This is a genomic window from Arthrobacter sp. 01T414, assembly GCF_056398965.1.
In genome coordinates this window covers 121,999-135,954 of the sequence record NZ_JBFTQK010000006.1, presented here as the reverse complement: position 1 = coordinate 135,954, position 13,956 = coordinate 121,999, and the positions used below count along the sequence as shown (strand labels likewise).

The window sequence follows — 13,956 nt, the reverse complement described above, 5'->3', positions numbered from 1 at the left end:
ATGCCTTACGGCGCCGGATCCCTTGCCGATAGTGGCAACCGTGAGTGTTCTGGATGAGCGGGAAGTGGTACGGGAGCGGACCGTCAGCGTCTATGACTTCCGGCGTCCCGCGACGCTGGCGCGTGAGCATAGCCGCGTCCTGGAACTCGCCTTCGAAACGTTCGCCCGCCAGTGGGGAACCCAGCTGACCGCCAAGGTCCGCGTGAAGTCGGTGGTCCGGCTCGAAGACGTCGGCATGCAAAGCTACGACGAGTACGCCGCCTCCCTGCCGGCCGTGACCGCCATGGTGCTGTGCACCGTCGAATCTCACGATTCCAAGCTGGTGGTGCAGTTCCCCGCACCCTCCGCCCTGGGCTGGATCAACCGGATGCTGGGCGCCTCGAACGACACGGCCATGCCGGACCGGAAGTTCACCCAGATCGAACAGGCCCTGGTCAAGGGGCTCATGGACGAGGCCCTCGAGGACCTCGGCTACTCGCTCGGGCCGCTGCTGAGCGAGACCATCCGGGTGGACACGGTCCAGTACAACTCCCAGTTCGCCCAGGCGGCAGCACCCAGCGAACTCATGATTGTCGCCTCCTTCACGATCAACGTCGGCAACATCAGCTCTCCGGCCACCCTGGCGGTGCCTGCGGGAATCCTGCTGGGCCGGCTGAAAAAGGTCAACCCGACGGACAACCGCGGGGACGCCGCCGCCCGCGTCAGCTCGCAGCTGGAGCGCGTCCCGGTGGAACTCTCGGTGCGCCTCTCGACCTCGTACGTCACCCCCAGCCAGGTGCTGGGCCTCGCGGTGGGCGACGTCCTGACCCTCCCGCACCTGGAAAACAGGCCCTTTGACCTCACCCTGGACGGCACGAGGCTGGCCACCGCCGCCCCCGCCCGCAACGGGTCCCGGGCCGCCGCCGTCATTGTCACAATCGAGGAGAACAACCGATGAGCATCACCCTGACCAAGCATGAATCGTCGGCGGAGCGGCTCGTTGGGGAGCTGCCGAGCCCGGTAGCCCTGAAGGTTGTCGCGCTGGTCCCGGCCCGCGCCGCAGCCCCCTACGCCCGCCAGGCCGTCACCGCGACCTTCGTCGGCTCCGTCACGGCCGACCTGGCCCTGATGCTCAGCGACCGCACCTTCCTTGACGAAGCGGCCGGCGGCATGGCCGGCGGCCAGCTCGGCGTCGTCTCCGTCACCGACGTCCTCCGCCCGGCGATGGAAAGCGCCAGCTCGGTCTTCGGCGCCGGCGTCCTCTCCGACCTGCGCGAATCCGATGCTTCCGGCCTGCTCTCGGACCCGGACACCGCCATCTTCGAACTCTCCGACGGCACCAGCCCGGCGGCGTGGTTCGCCGTCCGGCTGCGCGAACACGGCACCAGCCAGGACCGTGGCGGCGACCTCTTCGGTGGCGGCGACACGGTGGCCGGCCGGCTGGGCCGGATCAACAACATCGAGATGGCCTTGACCGTGGAGATCGGCCGCACCCGGATGTCGGTCCGCGACGTCCTCTCGCTCGAACCCGGCAAAATCATCGAACTGGACCGCTCCGCCGGCGCCCCCGCAGACGTCCTGCTCAACGGCCGGCTGATCGCCCACGGCGAGGTCGTGGTCCTGGACCAGGACTACGCCGTGCGGATCACCCGGATCCTCGACGTGGCCGAGGGGCTTAGCTGAATGGACTCGCTGATCCTCGGGCTGCGGGTAGCCGTAGCCCTGGGCGCGGTGCTTGGACTGATCTGGTTGCTGCAACGCCGTCTCGGCAAAGGCACGGGACGACGCCGCGCTGACGCCGCCCTGAGCGTTGTCAGCCGCCAAAGCGTCGGCCAGCGGGCCTCCGTGGTGGTGGTCGACGCCGGCGGGCAGCGCTTCCTGCTGGGCGTCACCGACCACTCCGTCAACGTCCTGCACACCGGCGACATCCCGGAGGACACCGAAGAAGCCGCGGATGCGCTGGCACCCTTGCCCCGCCGCGGCGGGGCTGCCGGCGCTTTCGCGCAGATCCTGGCCAGCGCGGGCGGAACTTCCGCCGCCGCATCCTCAGCCGGCGCCGGTTCTTCCGCCGAGCCGGCCACAACTGCAGCATCCGAGACGGGTGGTTCGGAGCTGCCGCTCTCCAGGCGCAGCTCCATCCACCGCGAATCCCATGCCCGGACTGCCCCGGGACGGGGGACCATGCCCCCGGCGGCCCACCCGCCGCTGCACGGGTCTATCTTGGCCGGTTCCACGTGGAAGCAGGCCGCTGCCGCTCTCAGGAGCGGACGCCGCAATTGATCCGCCCTGCCATCGCCCGCTCCGCCCGCGTCCCCTCAAGCAGCGTCACCCAGTCCGGTACCAGCCGGGCCGTCCGTGTGCTGGTAACCGGCGTCGCCGCCCTGCTGTTCGCCGTCCTGCTGCTCTGGCTTAACGCCTCCGCCGGCCACGCCACCGCCCCGGTGCCCCCGGTGCCGCCCACCCCTCCGGCCAGCCCGGACACGGGCAGCGTCAACATCGAGATCAACGGCATGGACGGGAAGCCCTCGACGGCGGTCCTGACCCTGATCGGGATCACCCTGCTGTCCGTGGCGCCCGCGCTGCTGCTCATGATGACCTCGTTCACCAAGATCTTCGTCGTGCTCGCGATGACCCGCAACGCACTCTCGCTCCCGTCCATCCCGCCCAACCAGGTGCTGGCGGGCCTGGCCCTATTCCTGTCGATCTTCGTCATGTGGCCGGTCATCAACGAGATGAACACCGTCGGGGTTCAGCCCTACCTGAACGGCACCCTCGACTTCAACGGCGCGCTCAATGCCGGTTCGGTGCCGCTGCAGCATTTCATGCTGGCGCACACCCGCGAGGAGGACATCGCCCTGATGACCCGCGCCGCCGGCATGGAGAACCCGGCCACGCCGGAAGCGGTGCCGCTGCAGACCCTCATCCCGGCCTTCATGATTTCCGAGCTCCGGGCCGCTTTCATCATCGGCTTCGTCATCTTCATCCCGTTCCTCGTGATCGACCTCGTCGTCTCCGCGGCCCTGATGTCGATGGGCATGATGATGCTCCCGCCGGTGATGATCTCGCTGCCGTTCAAGATCCTGCTCTTCGTCCTCGTGGACGGCTGGGGCCTGATCATCACCTCGCTGATCCAAAGTTACGCAGGCTCGGGATGAACGCCAACGCCGTCCTGGACATCTGCCTCCAGGCCATGATCGTGGCCGCCAAGCTCTCGGCCCCGGTGCTGGTAACGGCGCTGGTGGTCGGCCTGGCGATCTCCCTGCTGCAGTCCATCACGCAGCTGCAGGAAGCCACCCTTTCCTTCGTGCCCAAACTGGCCGCCGTGGCGGTCGCCCTGCTGATCTGCGGGCACTGGATGATCTCGGAGATGGTCGCCTTCACCAACGACCTCTTCGCCAAGATCCCCTCCCTGCTCGGAGGCCTGTGAGGTGGGCATCCCGATCGACCAGACGTGGCTGGAAGTGCTGCTGCTGGCCACGGTCCGGATGACGGCATTCCTGATCGTGGCACCCCCGTTCGCGCACCAGGCCTTCCCCGGCCGGATCAAGGCCATGCTGGGCGTCGGCCTGGGCCTGGCCGTCTCGCAGCGCCTCTCCGCCGGCTACACCGCCCGCGACACGGCAGGCTTCCTCACCGGCGTCGTCCTGGAACTCGTCACCGGGCTCGTCCTGGGCTTCCTGGTCATGCTGGTCTTCGCCGCCGTCCAGTCCGCCGGCAGCCTGATCGACCTCTTCAGCGGCTTCCAGATGGCCCAGGCCTTCGACCCGCAGATGATGGTCAACGGCGCCCAATTCACCCGGCTGCTGCAGATGGCGGCCCTCGCCCTGCTGTTCTCCTCGGACGGCTACCAGCTTGTCATCGGCGGGCTGACCGGAAGCTTCACCGCCCTGCCGCTGGCCGGCGGCCTCGATCTCGCCCAGCCGGTCCAGGCCATGGTCTCCGCCGTCACCGGAATGTTCCTCGCCGCCGTCCAGATCGCCGGCCCGCTCCTGGTGGTGCTGTTCCTTGCCGACGTCGGACTCGGCCTGCTGACCCGGGTGGCCCCGGCACTGAACGCCTTCTCCCTCGGCTTCCCGCTGAAGATCATGCTGACCCTCTCGCTCGCGGGATTCCTCTTCCTGGCGCTGCCCAGGATCGTCTCCACGCTCGCCGGTCAGGCCGCCAAGACGGTGCTGGGGGTGGGCTGATGTCGGATTCACAGGAAAAAACCGAACAAGCCACCGACAAACGCATGCGGGAGGTCCGCTCCAAGGGACAGCTCTCGCGCTCCCAGGACCTCACCGCGTGGCTGGCCGTGGGCGCCGCCGCCGTGATGATCCCGGCCACCGTGGAACGCGGGGCGAACGCCGCCACCGACCAGCTCTTCACCGTCCGCGGCGTCATGGCGGAGCCGGACCCGGCCAAGGCCGTGAAGGCGCTGGAGGACGGCGTCGACTCGGTCGCCGGGATCCTCGGGCCGATGCTGATCGTGGTGCTCGTTGTGGTCCTGGTCGGCTCGGCGCTGCAGGGCGGAATCCACCTTAAGAAGTTCCGGCTGGATTTCGAGAACTTCAAACTGCTCAGCGGGCTGAAGCGCATTTTCGGCACCCAGGCGCTCTGGGGCGGCGTGAAGGCGCTGCTGAAGGCCACGGTCGTCGGCCTCGTGCTGTATTCCGTCGTGCAGGGCCTGATCCCGGTACTGCTCACCGCGGGCGGCCTTCCGGTGTCCGGCGTCGTCGCGGCCGCCGGGGGCGGCATCTCGTCCCTGGTCCAGTTCGCTGTCTTCGCCGGCATCGCGCTCGCGGCCGTCGACTTCTTCGTGGTGATGCGCCGGAACCGGAAGAAGACCCGGATGTCCAAGAAGGAAGTCCAGGACGAGAACAAGAGCAGCGAAGGCGATCCGCTGATACGTTCCCAGCGCCGGGCCCGGCAGCTGTCCATGAGCCGGAACCGCATGATCGCCGCGATCGGGGACGCCGACGTCGTCCTCGTCAACCCCACGCACGTCGCCGTCGCGCTGAAGTACGAACCGGGCAAATCGGCCCCGCGGGTGGTCGCCAAGGGGGCCGGCCACGTTGCGTCCCGGATCAGGCAGGAGGCCGAGGCGAAGAGCGTGCCGATGGTCCAGGACATCCCGCTCGCCCGGGCGCTGCACGGCGCCTGCGAGCTGGGGCAGGAGATCCCGGTGGATTTCTACCACGCCGTGGCCGGCGTACTGGCCTTCGTAATGTCGCTCAAGGCGCGCGGCGCCGGGGCCGGACTGCACCGGATGGCCGGGGCCGCGAGATGAGCATTTTCCGGAACATTTTCGCGAACATTTTTGGAACCAGCGTCTGTGAAAGGACCGCATCATGAACAACAGGCTCGCCCGACTGGCGGTGCCGATCGGCATCGTGGGCATCGTGCTGCTGCTGGTGGTTCCCGTGCCCGCGCCGCTGCTGGACTTCCTAATTGTGTGCAACATCCTGCTCGCGCTGCTGGTGCTGCTGACCAGCATGTTCGTGAAGAAGCCGCTGGACTTCTCCGTGTTCCCCTCGCTGCTGCTCGTGGCCACCCTGTTCCGGCTGGGCCTGAACGTTGCCTCCACCCGGCTGGTCCTGGGCAACGGCTATGCCGGCCAGGTCATTGAGGCCTTCGGCAAGGTGACCGTGGGCGGGTCCATGATCATCGGCGCCGTCGTGTTCCTGATCCTGGTGGTCATCCAGTTCGTCGTGGTCACGAAGGGCGCGGAGCGCGTCGCCGAAGTCGGAGCGCGCTTCACCCTGGACGCCATGCCGGGCAAGCAGATGGCGATCGACGCCGACCTGAACGCCGGGCTGATCACCGACACCCAGGCCCGGGAACGGCGCGCCGAGGTCTCGGCCGAGGCCGACTTCTACGGCGCCATGGACGGCGCCTCGAAGTTCGTCAAGGGCGACGCCATCGCCGGCATCATCATTATCATCATCAACTTCATCGGCGGCATCGCCATCGGCATGGTCCAGCGCGGCCTGGAAATCGGCGACGCGCTGAACACCTACGGCATCCTGACCATGGGCGACGGGCTCGTCACCCAGATCCCGGCGCTGCTGATGGCCGTCTCCACCGGCATGATCGTGACCCGGTCCAACGCGGAAGCGGACATGGGCCGGACCGCTTCGACCCAGCTGCTGCAGTCGCCCAACGCCCTGATGATCGCCGGTGTGGCCGCCCTCGCCATGGCCCTCATCCCGGGCATGCCGCCCATCCCGTTCATCCTGGTCGGGGCGGGGCTGATCCTGGCCTCGCGCCGTACCAAAGCGAGCCAGCAGCAGGCGGAACTGGCGCGCGGCGCCGAGGCGGCCGCGCTGAACTCCCCGGAAATGGATCCGAACGAGAAGCTGCTCGAGGACATGCGCGTCCACCCGGTGGAGATCCTGCTCGCCCCCGACCTTGTCGACATGGTCTCCGGCGCGTCCGATGACCTGCTGGCCCGGGTCCGCTCGTTGCGGCACAAGATCGCGATGGAGCTGGGCCTGGTCATTCCGCCGGTGCGCACCAGGGACAGCGTGGACCTCCCGCCCGCCACGTACGCCATCCGGATCGCCGGGGTGGAGGCCGGTCGCGGCACCGCTCCCGGCGGCCAGATGCTGGCCCTGGGCGACTCGCTGGATTCACTCCCGGGCGTGGCCATGATCGAGCCCGTCTTCGGTCTCGCCGGGAAGTGGATTCCGGCCGAGATGCGGCACAACGCCGAAATGACCGGGGCCACCGTGATCGACCGCGTCTCGGTGCTGGTCACGCACCTGTCCTCGATCGTCACCGGCAACGCGGCCCGGCTGCTGTCCCGCGAGGATGTCCGGGTGCTCACGGAGGGTGTGCGCAAGCAGAGCCCCTCCGCCGTCGACGAGCTGACCCCGGCGCTGCTCTCGCTCGCCGAGCTGCAGCGCGTGCTGCAGGGCCTGCTCGACGAACAGGTCCCCATCAACGACCTGGCCCGCATCTACGAGGCGCTCACCCTCCGGGCCAAGATTTCCACGGACCCGGAATCGCTGGTGGAGGCTGCGCGCCAGGCGCTCGGCCCGGCGCTGACGGCCAAGTTCATGGAGGGCCCGGTGCTCAACGTGATCATGATCGACCCGCTCCTGGAACAATCCATGCTCGAGGACATGCGCCCGGCCGAGGGCGGCAGCCAGATCGTGATGGGACAGGACCGGCTCGACGCCGTGCTGCGCTCGGTGCGCAACGCGGTGGACTCCGCGGCCGCCGCCAACCGCCAGGCCGTCCTGGTTTGCGCCCCGGCGCTGCGTCCGGCCATCCACCGGCTCATCGGGGCGCAGCCCGGGTCCATCCCCGTGCTCTCGTACCGCGAAGTCACTTCCGCCAATGTCCGGATCGAAACTGTAGGAGTCGTGCGCCATGCCGAACCGCTATCGGCTTAAGGGAGCCTCGCTGGAGGAAATCCGCAGCAAGGCCGAAGCCCAATACGGCCCGTCCGCCCGGATCGTTTCCGCGGAACGCGTCATCAGCCCCGGCATCGCCGGGCTCTTCGCGGCGAACCGCTACGAGGCCGTCGTCGAGGTCCAGCCCAAGCACGACGTCGTCACCGGCGAGGTCGTGCCGGATGCGGACATCCTCTCCGAAGGAGAGATCCTCGAGCGTGCCTCCGCCACGACGACGGACGCGCCGCGGGACACCGTCCGGGACGCGCCGCGGCGCCCGGAGGCTCCGGCCAGCACCCGCGTCGCCTCCGCTCCGGGCCACGAGTTGCAGGGAGACGCGATCGCGGCCCTGCTGGCCGAAGCCGACGCCGCCGAACTGACCCTGCACCGCTCCGGCACCCCCGGCGTCTCTACCGAGTCACCGGACTTCGCCGAACTGCTGGACCAGCTCGGCTCCGGACTCCGTCCGACCTCCGCCGGTGCCGGCCAGCCTGAGCGCGGGAGGCCGGCAACCCCGGGAAGCGGCGCGGCGGAAGACGCCGCGCCGGCCCAACAGCAGGCTGCGGTGTCGGCGCCGTCGTCTTCTTCGTCGATGCGGTCCGCTCCGGTGCGCGAGAAAGTCCCGGTTCCGCTGAGCGGTACCGGTGACCTGGTGGTGCTGGTGGGTCTCGGTGACGACGCCTTGGACACGGCCTTGGCCATGTCCATCGCTGCCGGCGGCGCGGACGTGCGCACGGCGGGGGAGTTGAGCGCCTACGGGCACCTGCACTTGGACGGACGCCAGAGCGCGACGGCGGCCCGCGCCCACGCCGTGGAGACGGAGCAGACGGTGCTCGCGGCGTTCGGACTCGGCAAGGCCCGCAACACTCTGGCCAGGCTGCAGGCGATCGCGGCGCTCTCCCCGGACCAGCTCTGGGTAGTGGTGGACGCCGGACGCAAGCATGAAGACACCGCCCGCTGGGTGAGCCTGCTGCGGGCCCGGCTGGAGGTGGCCGGCGTGGCCGTGGTGGGCGCAGCCGACACGGGAACGCCCGAAAGCGTGGACGGCCTTGGCCTGCCGGTGGGCTGGATCGACGGCCGCCCGGCGGCCCGGCCGGCGCCGTGGGCCGCAGCGTCCGGCCGCGAAGGGTAGATTGAGAGAATGCTGGTACTAACACGCAAGCCGGGCGAACAGATCATGATCGGCGACGGCATCGTCATCACTGTTCTGGAAGGGCGCGGCGACGGCGTCCGGATCGGCATCGAGGCGCCCCGCGGCGTCCCGATCCAGCGGCGGGAAGTAATCGAGGCCATCGCTGCGGCGAACCTGGCGGCAGCCGAAGCAGGCGCCGACGCCGGCACCGGCACCGAGGACGCGCTGCGCGGGCTGCTGCCCCCGGCCGTCCCCGCGGTTCCGCCGGCGGCCGAGACCGGCCGCCCCGCTGCACCCGCCGCCGACTGACGCGCGCCTGACGTCCGCCGCTTTCGCCGCCGCGGTCGCCGCCGGCCGGCTGCCCCGGCGTGTCGCCTCAGTGCGAGTTCGCGTCGTCGCCGAGGTACTGGGCCAGTAACGGCTGGGTCGCACGGCGCGTGATGGCGAGGGCCCGCTCAATGTTCCCGGCAATCGTCAACTGCTCAAGGACACCGGCAGGATCGTCCGGGGCCTCCGGTCGCTGCAGGCTCCGGAGCGTTGCCTCGTTGGTGCGGGCTGCCTCGCCGAGCCGGCCCATCAAGGCGCGCAGGCCCTCAAGATGCTCCTGCAGGACGGTCGGCCAGGAACCCTGCGGCGCGGCGGCAATCAGTTCAAGCAAAGTGGCCTGCGCCGGTAGGCCCCATTCGGCCGCCACCGCCGCGGACTCGACATTCCGGGCCAGTGCCTCGAAGCGCAGGCGGTCCAGCACACCTTCTACTTCGGACGCGGTGAAGGTCAGCCAGTGGGTGTTGCCGGCGGCCGCATGCAGTCGCTGCGTTTCCAACCGGAACAGGAGCAGTTCCAACTGCCGCCGTTCCTGCCACAGCGCCGCCGAAAGATCCCCTGCACCCATGGGCCCCATTCCCCTGACATCCCGGCCAAATTACGGCTTTCCGCATTTTCCGCCAAGCTTTTCCCTGAGGGTACACGCAGATTCCGGATCAGGTGATAGGTTTCGTTCTGGGTGCTGCGCCCGAGCTTCGAACACCGCCTCCCATGGGGGGAGTGCGCGACCGTTTGGTGGTGCGGCTCTCAGGGTTTTTAAAGCTCCTGATCCGTCTCATGGGGGGACACACTATTGAATCGCGTGGAACGCAACGAGATGGTCACCCAGCACCTTCCGCTGGTTGGCTATCTCGTCTCAGATTTGTGCTCGAAGGCGTCCCACCTCTCGCGCGATGACCTGGCGTCGGCTGGCGCCGTTGCCCTGATTACCTCGGCCGATTCCTTCGACCCTGACCTTGGCGTGCCCTTCGGCGCCTTCGCGCGCCGCCGCATCCTCGGCGCCTTCGCCGATGAAATGCGCGCCAGCGACTGGGCGACGCGCTCGGCACGCCGACGGATCAAAGAGACCATGTCCGTCCAGGAGACCCTGGCGGCGGCGCTCGGTCGCACCCCCTCGGTTGACGAGATCGCCTCCGCGCTCGGCGTCCAGCAGAGCGTTGTGGAAGCTGCCCTCGCGGACGCGTCGCGGACCCTCACGCCGCTCGACGACGCCGTCGTCGACACCCTCGCAGCGGAAACCCTGTCCCCGGAGGGCTCGGTCCTCGCTGACGAGCGGCTCCAGTACCTCCGTGCCGCCGTGAAGTCGCTGCCGGAACGGATGCGCTACGTCGTCGAGGAGATCTACTTCGGCGACCGGACCGTCAAGGACCTGGCAGCAGAGTTGGGCTCCACTCACGCGGCCGTCTCGCAGCAGCGCGCCGAAGCGATCCGCCTTATGCGCGACGGCCTCACCGCCCACTACGCCGATGACCCGGACCAGGGCTTCGAACCGCAGTCCCGGATCACGCCGCGCCGCCGGAATGACTATCTCGCCCAGCTCTCCGAGGCCACCACCGGGGGAATTACCCGGGCCATCTTCCCGCAGGGGCCGGTGCTGAACCAGGCCGTCTGAGGCGATTCCGGACGATTAGTAAGCTCACTTAGTAAGCTGATCGTGAAATTCGCCCGCGACCATCGCGTGCCGTTTGCTCCCTGGGGTAGCGTCTGAGGCATAACGCCGGATCAGACGTTCCTATCAAGGAGGATTCATGAAAGCATCACCTACCCTGACGAGCAACCTGCAGGCCGTTCTCGTGGACCTGATCGAACTCCACGTACAAGGCAAGCAGGCGCACTGGAACATTGTGGGCACCAACTTCCGCGACCTTCACCTGCAGCTGGACGAAATCATCGAGGCGGCCCGTGGATTCGCCGACGACCTGGCCGAGCGGATGCGCGCCCTCCATGCACTGCCGGATGGTCGCAGCTCCACGGTTTCGAAGACCACCGCGCTCGCGGAATTCCCCACCGGCCTGATCAACACCAAGGATGCGATCGACAAGATCGTTGCCGCGCTCGAGGCCGCCGTCGGCACCATGCGCAAGGTGCACGACGAGGTGGACGAGGAAGACCCCACCACCGCGGACCTGCTGCACGAGTTCATTGCCAAGTTCGAGCAGTACGCCTGGATGGTTAACGCCGAAACTATGCGCGCCACCGCCAGCGTCACCACGCCGGACAGCAAGAAGTAGCCGCGTTCGTTCACGCGGTTTCCACGCGCCCGACGCCGGGTCCCCCCGGCGTCGGGCGCTCGCTCTTAACCCTTGACAGACCTTGCCCCCCGCCGCGGCGGCCCTGCGCCGGCTGTTAGGCCGCCGTCGGCACCTTGCGCAGCACGACGGCGGCCAGCACCGCGGCGCCGGACATCAGCACCAGCGCGATGGCTGCCGTGATGTGGACGCCCGAATCGAAGGCGGCCCGGGCGGCGGCCATCACAGATTCCGCCAGCGGCGCGGGGAGGGTGTGTGCCAGTTCCGCGGCCCCGGCGAGGGTCTCGCCGGCCTGGGCAGCGGCCCCCGCCGGGACCGTCCCGTCGGCGACGGCGGGAAGGTGCAGGTTGCGCTGGTAGGACGCCGTCAGGATGGAGCCGAGGATGGCGGTGCCGAGCAGGGAGCCGACCTCGTAGCCGGTTTCCGAGATGGCGGCCGCTGCGCCTGATTTCGCCGCCGGCGCCGCTCCCAGGATCAGGTCGTTGGAGATGGTTTCGGCCGCGCCGACGCCCAGGCACAGCACCAGCAAGGCGGCCAGCAGCAGGCCGGGCCCGGTGCCGTGGTCCCCGAAAGCCACCAGGCTGTATCCCGTGGCGCTCAGGAGCAGGCCGCCGGCCACCACGAAGCCCGGACGGACCTTGCGCACCAGCGGGACCACGAGCAGTCCCGCGACCACTGTGGCGACCAGGGCCGGGACCATCGCCATGCCGGACTCCGAGGGCGACTGCCCCTCGAGGAGTTGCAGGTGCTGGGCGAGGAACAGGATGAATCCGTTGTAGGAAAACAGGGCCAGGACGTTGGCTGTGATGGCGGTGCTGAAGACCGGATTGCCGAACAGGCTCAGGTCCAGCAGGGGAGTGCCTGAGTCCTGCGCCGCCAGCCGGTGCTGGCGTCGGACGAAGGCGTAGCCCATCAACAGCCCGACGCCGAGGGCCGCGAGCGGCTCCGGCGCAACGCCGTCGGTAGCCAGCATCTTGATGCCGTAGACCGCTGGCACCATGGCCAGCAGCGACAGGACGATGCTGGGGGCGTCCACCCGGCCGGGGTTAGGGTCCCGTGATTCCGGGATCAGTACGCGGCCAAAGACCAGCAGCGGCAGGATAATCGGCACCGCGACCAGCAGGACCGCTCCCCACCAGAGGTGTTCCACGAGCCAGCCGCCGAAGATCGGGCCCAGCGCAGCGCCGCCGGAGAAGCCTGCGGCCCAGATTGCCACCGCGAGCCGACGCCGGTTGGGCTCGGGGAAGATATTTCGGATCAGGGACAGCGTGGACGGCATCAGCATCGCGCCGAAGAAGCCCAGCCCGGCCCGGCCCGCGATCAACCACTCCGCGCCGGGCGCAAAAGCAGTCACGGCGGACACCGCTGCGAAGCCGGAGCTGCCGATGAACAGCAGCCGACGCCGGCCGATCCTGTCACCCAGGCTGCCCATCGCCACGAGCAAGCCGGCCAGCACCAGCGGATATGCGTCGACGATCCAGAGCAGCTGCACCCCGGTGGCATCCAGGCTGCGGGCAATCGCCGGCAACGCGAAGGTCAGTGCGGTGTTGTCCACGGCCACGAGCAGAACCGGGAACATGAGCAGCGACAAGGCCAGCCAATCGCGCCAGGGTGCGCGGGGAGCCGGGGCGGCATGGGTGGCGGCGGACAGGGACGCGGTACTCATAAACAATAACTGTACCGTCTGGACGGTATAGTTAAGAAATTGCTGTTCAGGCAGGCATGATGGGAGCCATGGCCAGAAAACCCGTTGCCCGCGAAGCCGTCCTTGACGCCTTCGAATCCCTTCTCATTACGGAGGGAGAGCGCGCTGCGACGCTGGACGCCGTAGCCAAGCTGGCCGGCGTTTCCAAGGGGGGACTGCTGTACCACTTCCCGAACAAGGAAGCCATGATCTCGGTGCTGCTGGAGCGCCTGGACCGGCTCCTCGCCGAGGATCTGGCTGCCATGGCCGCAGCCCCGGAGGGAGCGGCCGCGTACTTCATCAGGTCCTCGGTGTGGGCCGACACCCCGCTGGACCGCGTCTTTGTCGCCGCCACCCGCCTGGCCGAAGTGGCCCACGCTGAAACCCTGCGGCGGATGGCCGGGGTGCAGGCGAGCTGGCTGGCCCTCCTTGCCGCCGACGTGGGACCCGCGATGGCCAAGCCCGTGCTCTACATGGGGGACGGGCTGTACTTCAATGCCATGCTGGCGCGGGGGCCCGGCGAGGCGCCGGCCGAGGTGGCCGGCGATGTCGAAAGCCTGCTGGCCGCCGTCGAACGACTCCGCGGCTGATCCGGCCCAAGCCGAGGGGACGCTCCCTCGGGTTTGGCGCTCTTCCGGGGGACGCTCCCTCAGGTGTGGTGCCCTCCCGGGGGACGCTGCCTCAGGTCCGGTGCTCTTCCGGGGGACGCTCCCTCAGGTCTGGTGCCCTTCCGGGGAAACCCTCCCTCACATCACGTGAGGGAGCGTTGGGTAAGTCGTGCCGGAGGTGAGGGAGCGTTCAGGAAATTCGCGCCGGATGTGAGGGAGCGTTGGGGTGGGTCGTGCCGGAGGTGAGGGAGCGTTGGGGTAAGTCGTGCCGGAGGTGAGGGAGCGCCCGAGGGATCGGAGTTTGCGGACGCGTCTCCGGCGTAGGACAATGGAGGCTGTGACTACGGTCACGAGCAATTGAATATGCCTTTGATCTGCGGCGGGAGAGTTCTGCAAGTAGGTACAAGCAGGCGCCGTAGGAGCAAACCCTCCCCAGGAATCTCTCAGGCCCATGTACCGCCGCGGCAAGGCAACTCTGGAAAGCAGCGAGTGCGCCCCATGGCGTGCTGTGCTCACCGACGGTGCAAGCGGAGCCTCGCGAAAGCGGCTGCGCGGAAACTCTCAGGTCCAATACAGAGCGGGGAGGAACCCGAATCAATGT

Annotated in this window: 15 protein-coding genes and 2 riboswitches; of the genes, 13 read left to right on the top strand and 2 right to left on the bottom strand. The window is 68.6% G+C overall.

Translation table 11 applies throughout. The features are described 5' to 3' along the window. Positions 1-40: 40 nt before the first annotated feature. The 10 genes from AC1DK9_RS14165 to AC1DK9_RS14120 all read left to right on the top strand — a co-directional run bounded on the left by AC1DK9_RS14165 (position 41) and on the right by AC1DK9_RS14120 (position 8,799). A complete protein-coding gene (locus AC1DK9_RS14165) occupies positions 41-937 on the top strand; it encodes a flagellar motor switch protein FliM (RefSeq protein ID WP_476916323.1) in 897 nt (298 codons plus the stop codon). After that, on the top strand, positions 934-1,662 hold the full coding sequence (gene fliN, locus AC1DK9_RS14160) for a flagellar motor switch protein FliN (RefSeq protein ID WP_476916322.1): 729 nt from the start codon (positions 934-936) through the stop codon (positions 1,660-1,662). Before AC1DK9_RS14165 ends, fliN begins: the two co-directional genes overlap by 4 nt. Next, positions 1,663-2,259, top strand: coding sequence for a flagellar biosynthetic protein FliO (fliO, locus tag AC1DK9_RS14155; RefSeq protein WP_476916321.1), 597 nt, complete (start codon positions 1,663-1,665; stop codon positions 2,257-2,259). 77 nt (positions 2,260-2,336) lie between these two features. Continuing rightward, the gene (fliP, locus tag AC1DK9_RS14150; protein ID WP_476863555.1) at positions 2,337-3,134 is read left to right on the top strand and encodes a flagellar type III secretion system pore protein FliP; all 798 of its coding nucleotides are present in this window, start codon (positions 2,337-2,339) and stop codon (positions 3,132-3,134) included. Beyond that, positions 3,131-3,406 carry a flagellar biosynthesis protein FliQ gene (gene fliQ, locus AC1DK9_RS14145; protein WP_175321994.1) on the top strand — a complete coding sequence of 92 codons (276 nt, stop codon included), beginning with the start codon at positions 3,131-3,133 and terminating at the stop codon, positions 3,404-3,406. The genes fliP and fliQ overlap by 4 nt, the downstream gene beginning before the upstream one ends. Position 3,407: 1 nt before the next feature. Next, positions 3,408-4,166 (top strand): flagellar biosynthetic protein FliR, encoded by a 759-nt coding sequence (locus AC1DK9_RS14140; RefSeq protein ID WP_476863541.1) that lies wholly within the window; start codon positions 3,408-3,410, stop codon positions 4,164-4,166. After that, positions 4,166-5,248: an EscU/YscU/HrcU family type III secretion system export apparatus switch protein gene (locus tag AC1DK9_RS14135; RefSeq protein ID WP_476916320.1), complete on the top strand. Its 1,083-nt coding sequence runs from the start codon at positions 4,166-4,168 to the stop codon at positions 5,246-5,248. Before AC1DK9_RS14140 ends, AC1DK9_RS14135 begins: the two co-directional genes overlap by 1 nt. A 61-nt stretch (positions 5,249-5,309) precedes the next feature. Then, positions 5,310-7,358, top strand: a complete 2,049-nt coding sequence (locus AC1DK9_RS14130; protein WP_476863543.1) for a flagellar biosynthesis protein FlhA — start codon at positions 5,310-5,312, stop codon at positions 7,356-7,358. After that, the gene (locus AC1DK9_RS14125) at positions 7,336-8,490 is read left to right on the top strand and encodes a hypothetical protein (protein WP_476916319.1); all 1,155 of its coding nucleotides are present in this window, start codon (positions 7,336-7,338) and stop codon (positions 8,488-8,490) included. Before AC1DK9_RS14130 ends, AC1DK9_RS14125 begins: the two co-directional genes overlap by 23 nt. 9 nt (positions 8,491-8,499) lie before the next feature. Continuing rightward, positions 8,500-8,799: a carbon storage regulator gene (locus AC1DK9_RS14120; RefSeq protein WP_476863545.1), complete on the top strand. Its 300-nt coding sequence runs from the start codon at positions 8,500-8,502 to the stop codon at positions 8,797-8,799. A 67-nt stretch (positions 8,800-8,866) separates the two neighbouring features. Here AC1DK9_RS14120 and AC1DK9_RS14115 read toward each other — a convergent pair whose 3' ends face one another. Next, positions 8,867-9,382 carry a flagellar protein FlgN gene (locus AC1DK9_RS14115; protein ID WP_476863546.1) on the bottom strand — a complete coding sequence of 172 codons (516 nt, stop codon included), beginning with the start codon at positions 9,380-9,382 and terminating at the stop codon, positions 8,867-8,869. 225 nt (positions 9,383-9,607) lie between these two features. Here AC1DK9_RS14115 and AC1DK9_RS14110 point away from each other — a divergent pair, with 225 nt between their 5' ends. Together AC1DK9_RS14110 and AC1DK9_RS14105 are read left to right on the top strand one after the other, a co-directional pair. Then, positions 9,608-10,426, top strand: a complete 819-nt coding sequence (locus AC1DK9_RS14110) for a sigma-70 family RNA polymerase sigma factor (RefSeq protein WP_476863547.1) — start codon at positions 9,608-9,610, stop codon at positions 10,424-10,426. Positions 10,427-10,562: 136 nt separating this feature from the next. Further along, positions 10,563-11,045 (top strand): Dps family protein, encoded by a 483-nt coding sequence (locus tag AC1DK9_RS14105; protein ID WP_476863548.1) that lies wholly within the window; start codon positions 10,563-10,565, stop codon positions 11,043-11,045. 115 nt (positions 11,046-11,160) lie between these two features. Here the strand turns inward: AC1DK9_RS14105 and AC1DK9_RS14100 are convergent, their stop codons facing one another. Next, a complete protein-coding gene (locus AC1DK9_RS14100; RefSeq protein ID WP_476863549.1) occupies positions 11,161-12,729 on the bottom strand; it encodes an MFS transporter in 1,569 nt (522 codons plus the stop codon). Positions 12,730-12,797: 68 nt separating this feature from the next. Here AC1DK9_RS14100 and AC1DK9_RS14095 point away from each other — a divergent pair, with 68 nt between their 5' ends. Continuing rightward, entirely contained in the window at positions 12,798-13,337 is a 540-nt protein-coding gene (locus tag AC1DK9_RS14095) for a TetR/AcrR family transcriptional regulator (RefSeq protein ID WP_476863550.1), read from the top strand. A 388-nt stretch (positions 13,338-13,725) separates the two neighbouring features. After that, positions 13,726-13,824, top strand: a riboswitch (glycine riboswitch). A gap of 1 nt (position 13,825) precedes the next feature. Further along, positions 13,826-13,941: riboswitch (glycine riboswitch) on the top strand. Positions 13,942-13,956 lie beyond the last annotated feature (15 nt).

Coding starts and splice junctions, on each gene's coding strand:
- fliN (WP_476916322.1), top strand. CDS start 934: ATGAGCATCACCCTGACCAAGCATGAATCGTCGGCGGAGCGGCTCGTT.
- fliO (WP_476916321.1), top strand. CDS start 1,663: ATGGACTCGCTGATCCTCGGGCTGCGGGTAGCCGTAGCCCTGGGCGCG.
- fliQ (WP_175321994.1), top strand. CDS start 3,131: ATGAACGCCAACGCCGTCCTGGACATCTGCCTCCAGGCCATGATCGTG.
- AC1DK9_RS14135 (WP_476916320.1), top strand. CDS start 4,166: ATGTCGGATTCACAGGAAAAAACCGAACAAGCCACCGACAAACGCATG.
- AC1DK9_RS14130 (WP_476863543.1), top strand. CDS start 5,310: ATGAACAACAGGCTCGCCCGACTGGCGGTGCCGATCGGCATCGTGGGC.
- AC1DK9_RS14125 (WP_476916319.1), top strand. CDS start 7,336: ATGCCGAACCGCTATCGGCTTAAGGGAGCCTCGCTGGAGGAAATCCGC.
- AC1DK9_RS14120 (WP_476863545.1), top strand. CDS start 8,500: ATGCTGGTACTAACACGCAAGCCGGGCGAACAGATCATGATCGGCGAC.
- AC1DK9_RS14115 (WP_476863546.1), bottom strand. CDS start 9,382: ATGGGTGCAGGGGATCTTTCGGCGGCGCTGTGGCAGGAACGGCGGCAG.
- AC1DK9_RS14105 (WP_476863548.1), top strand. CDS start 10,563: ATGAAAGCATCACCTACCCTGACGAGCAACCTGCAGGCCGTTCTCGTG.
- AC1DK9_RS14100 (WP_476863549.1), bottom strand. CDS start 12,729: ATGAGTACCGCGTCCCTGTCCGCCGCCACCCATGCCGCCCCGGCTCCC.
- AC1DK9_RS14095 (WP_476863550.1), top strand. CDS start 12,798: ATGGCCAGAAAACCCGTTGCCCGCGAAGCCGTCCTTGACGCCTTCGAA.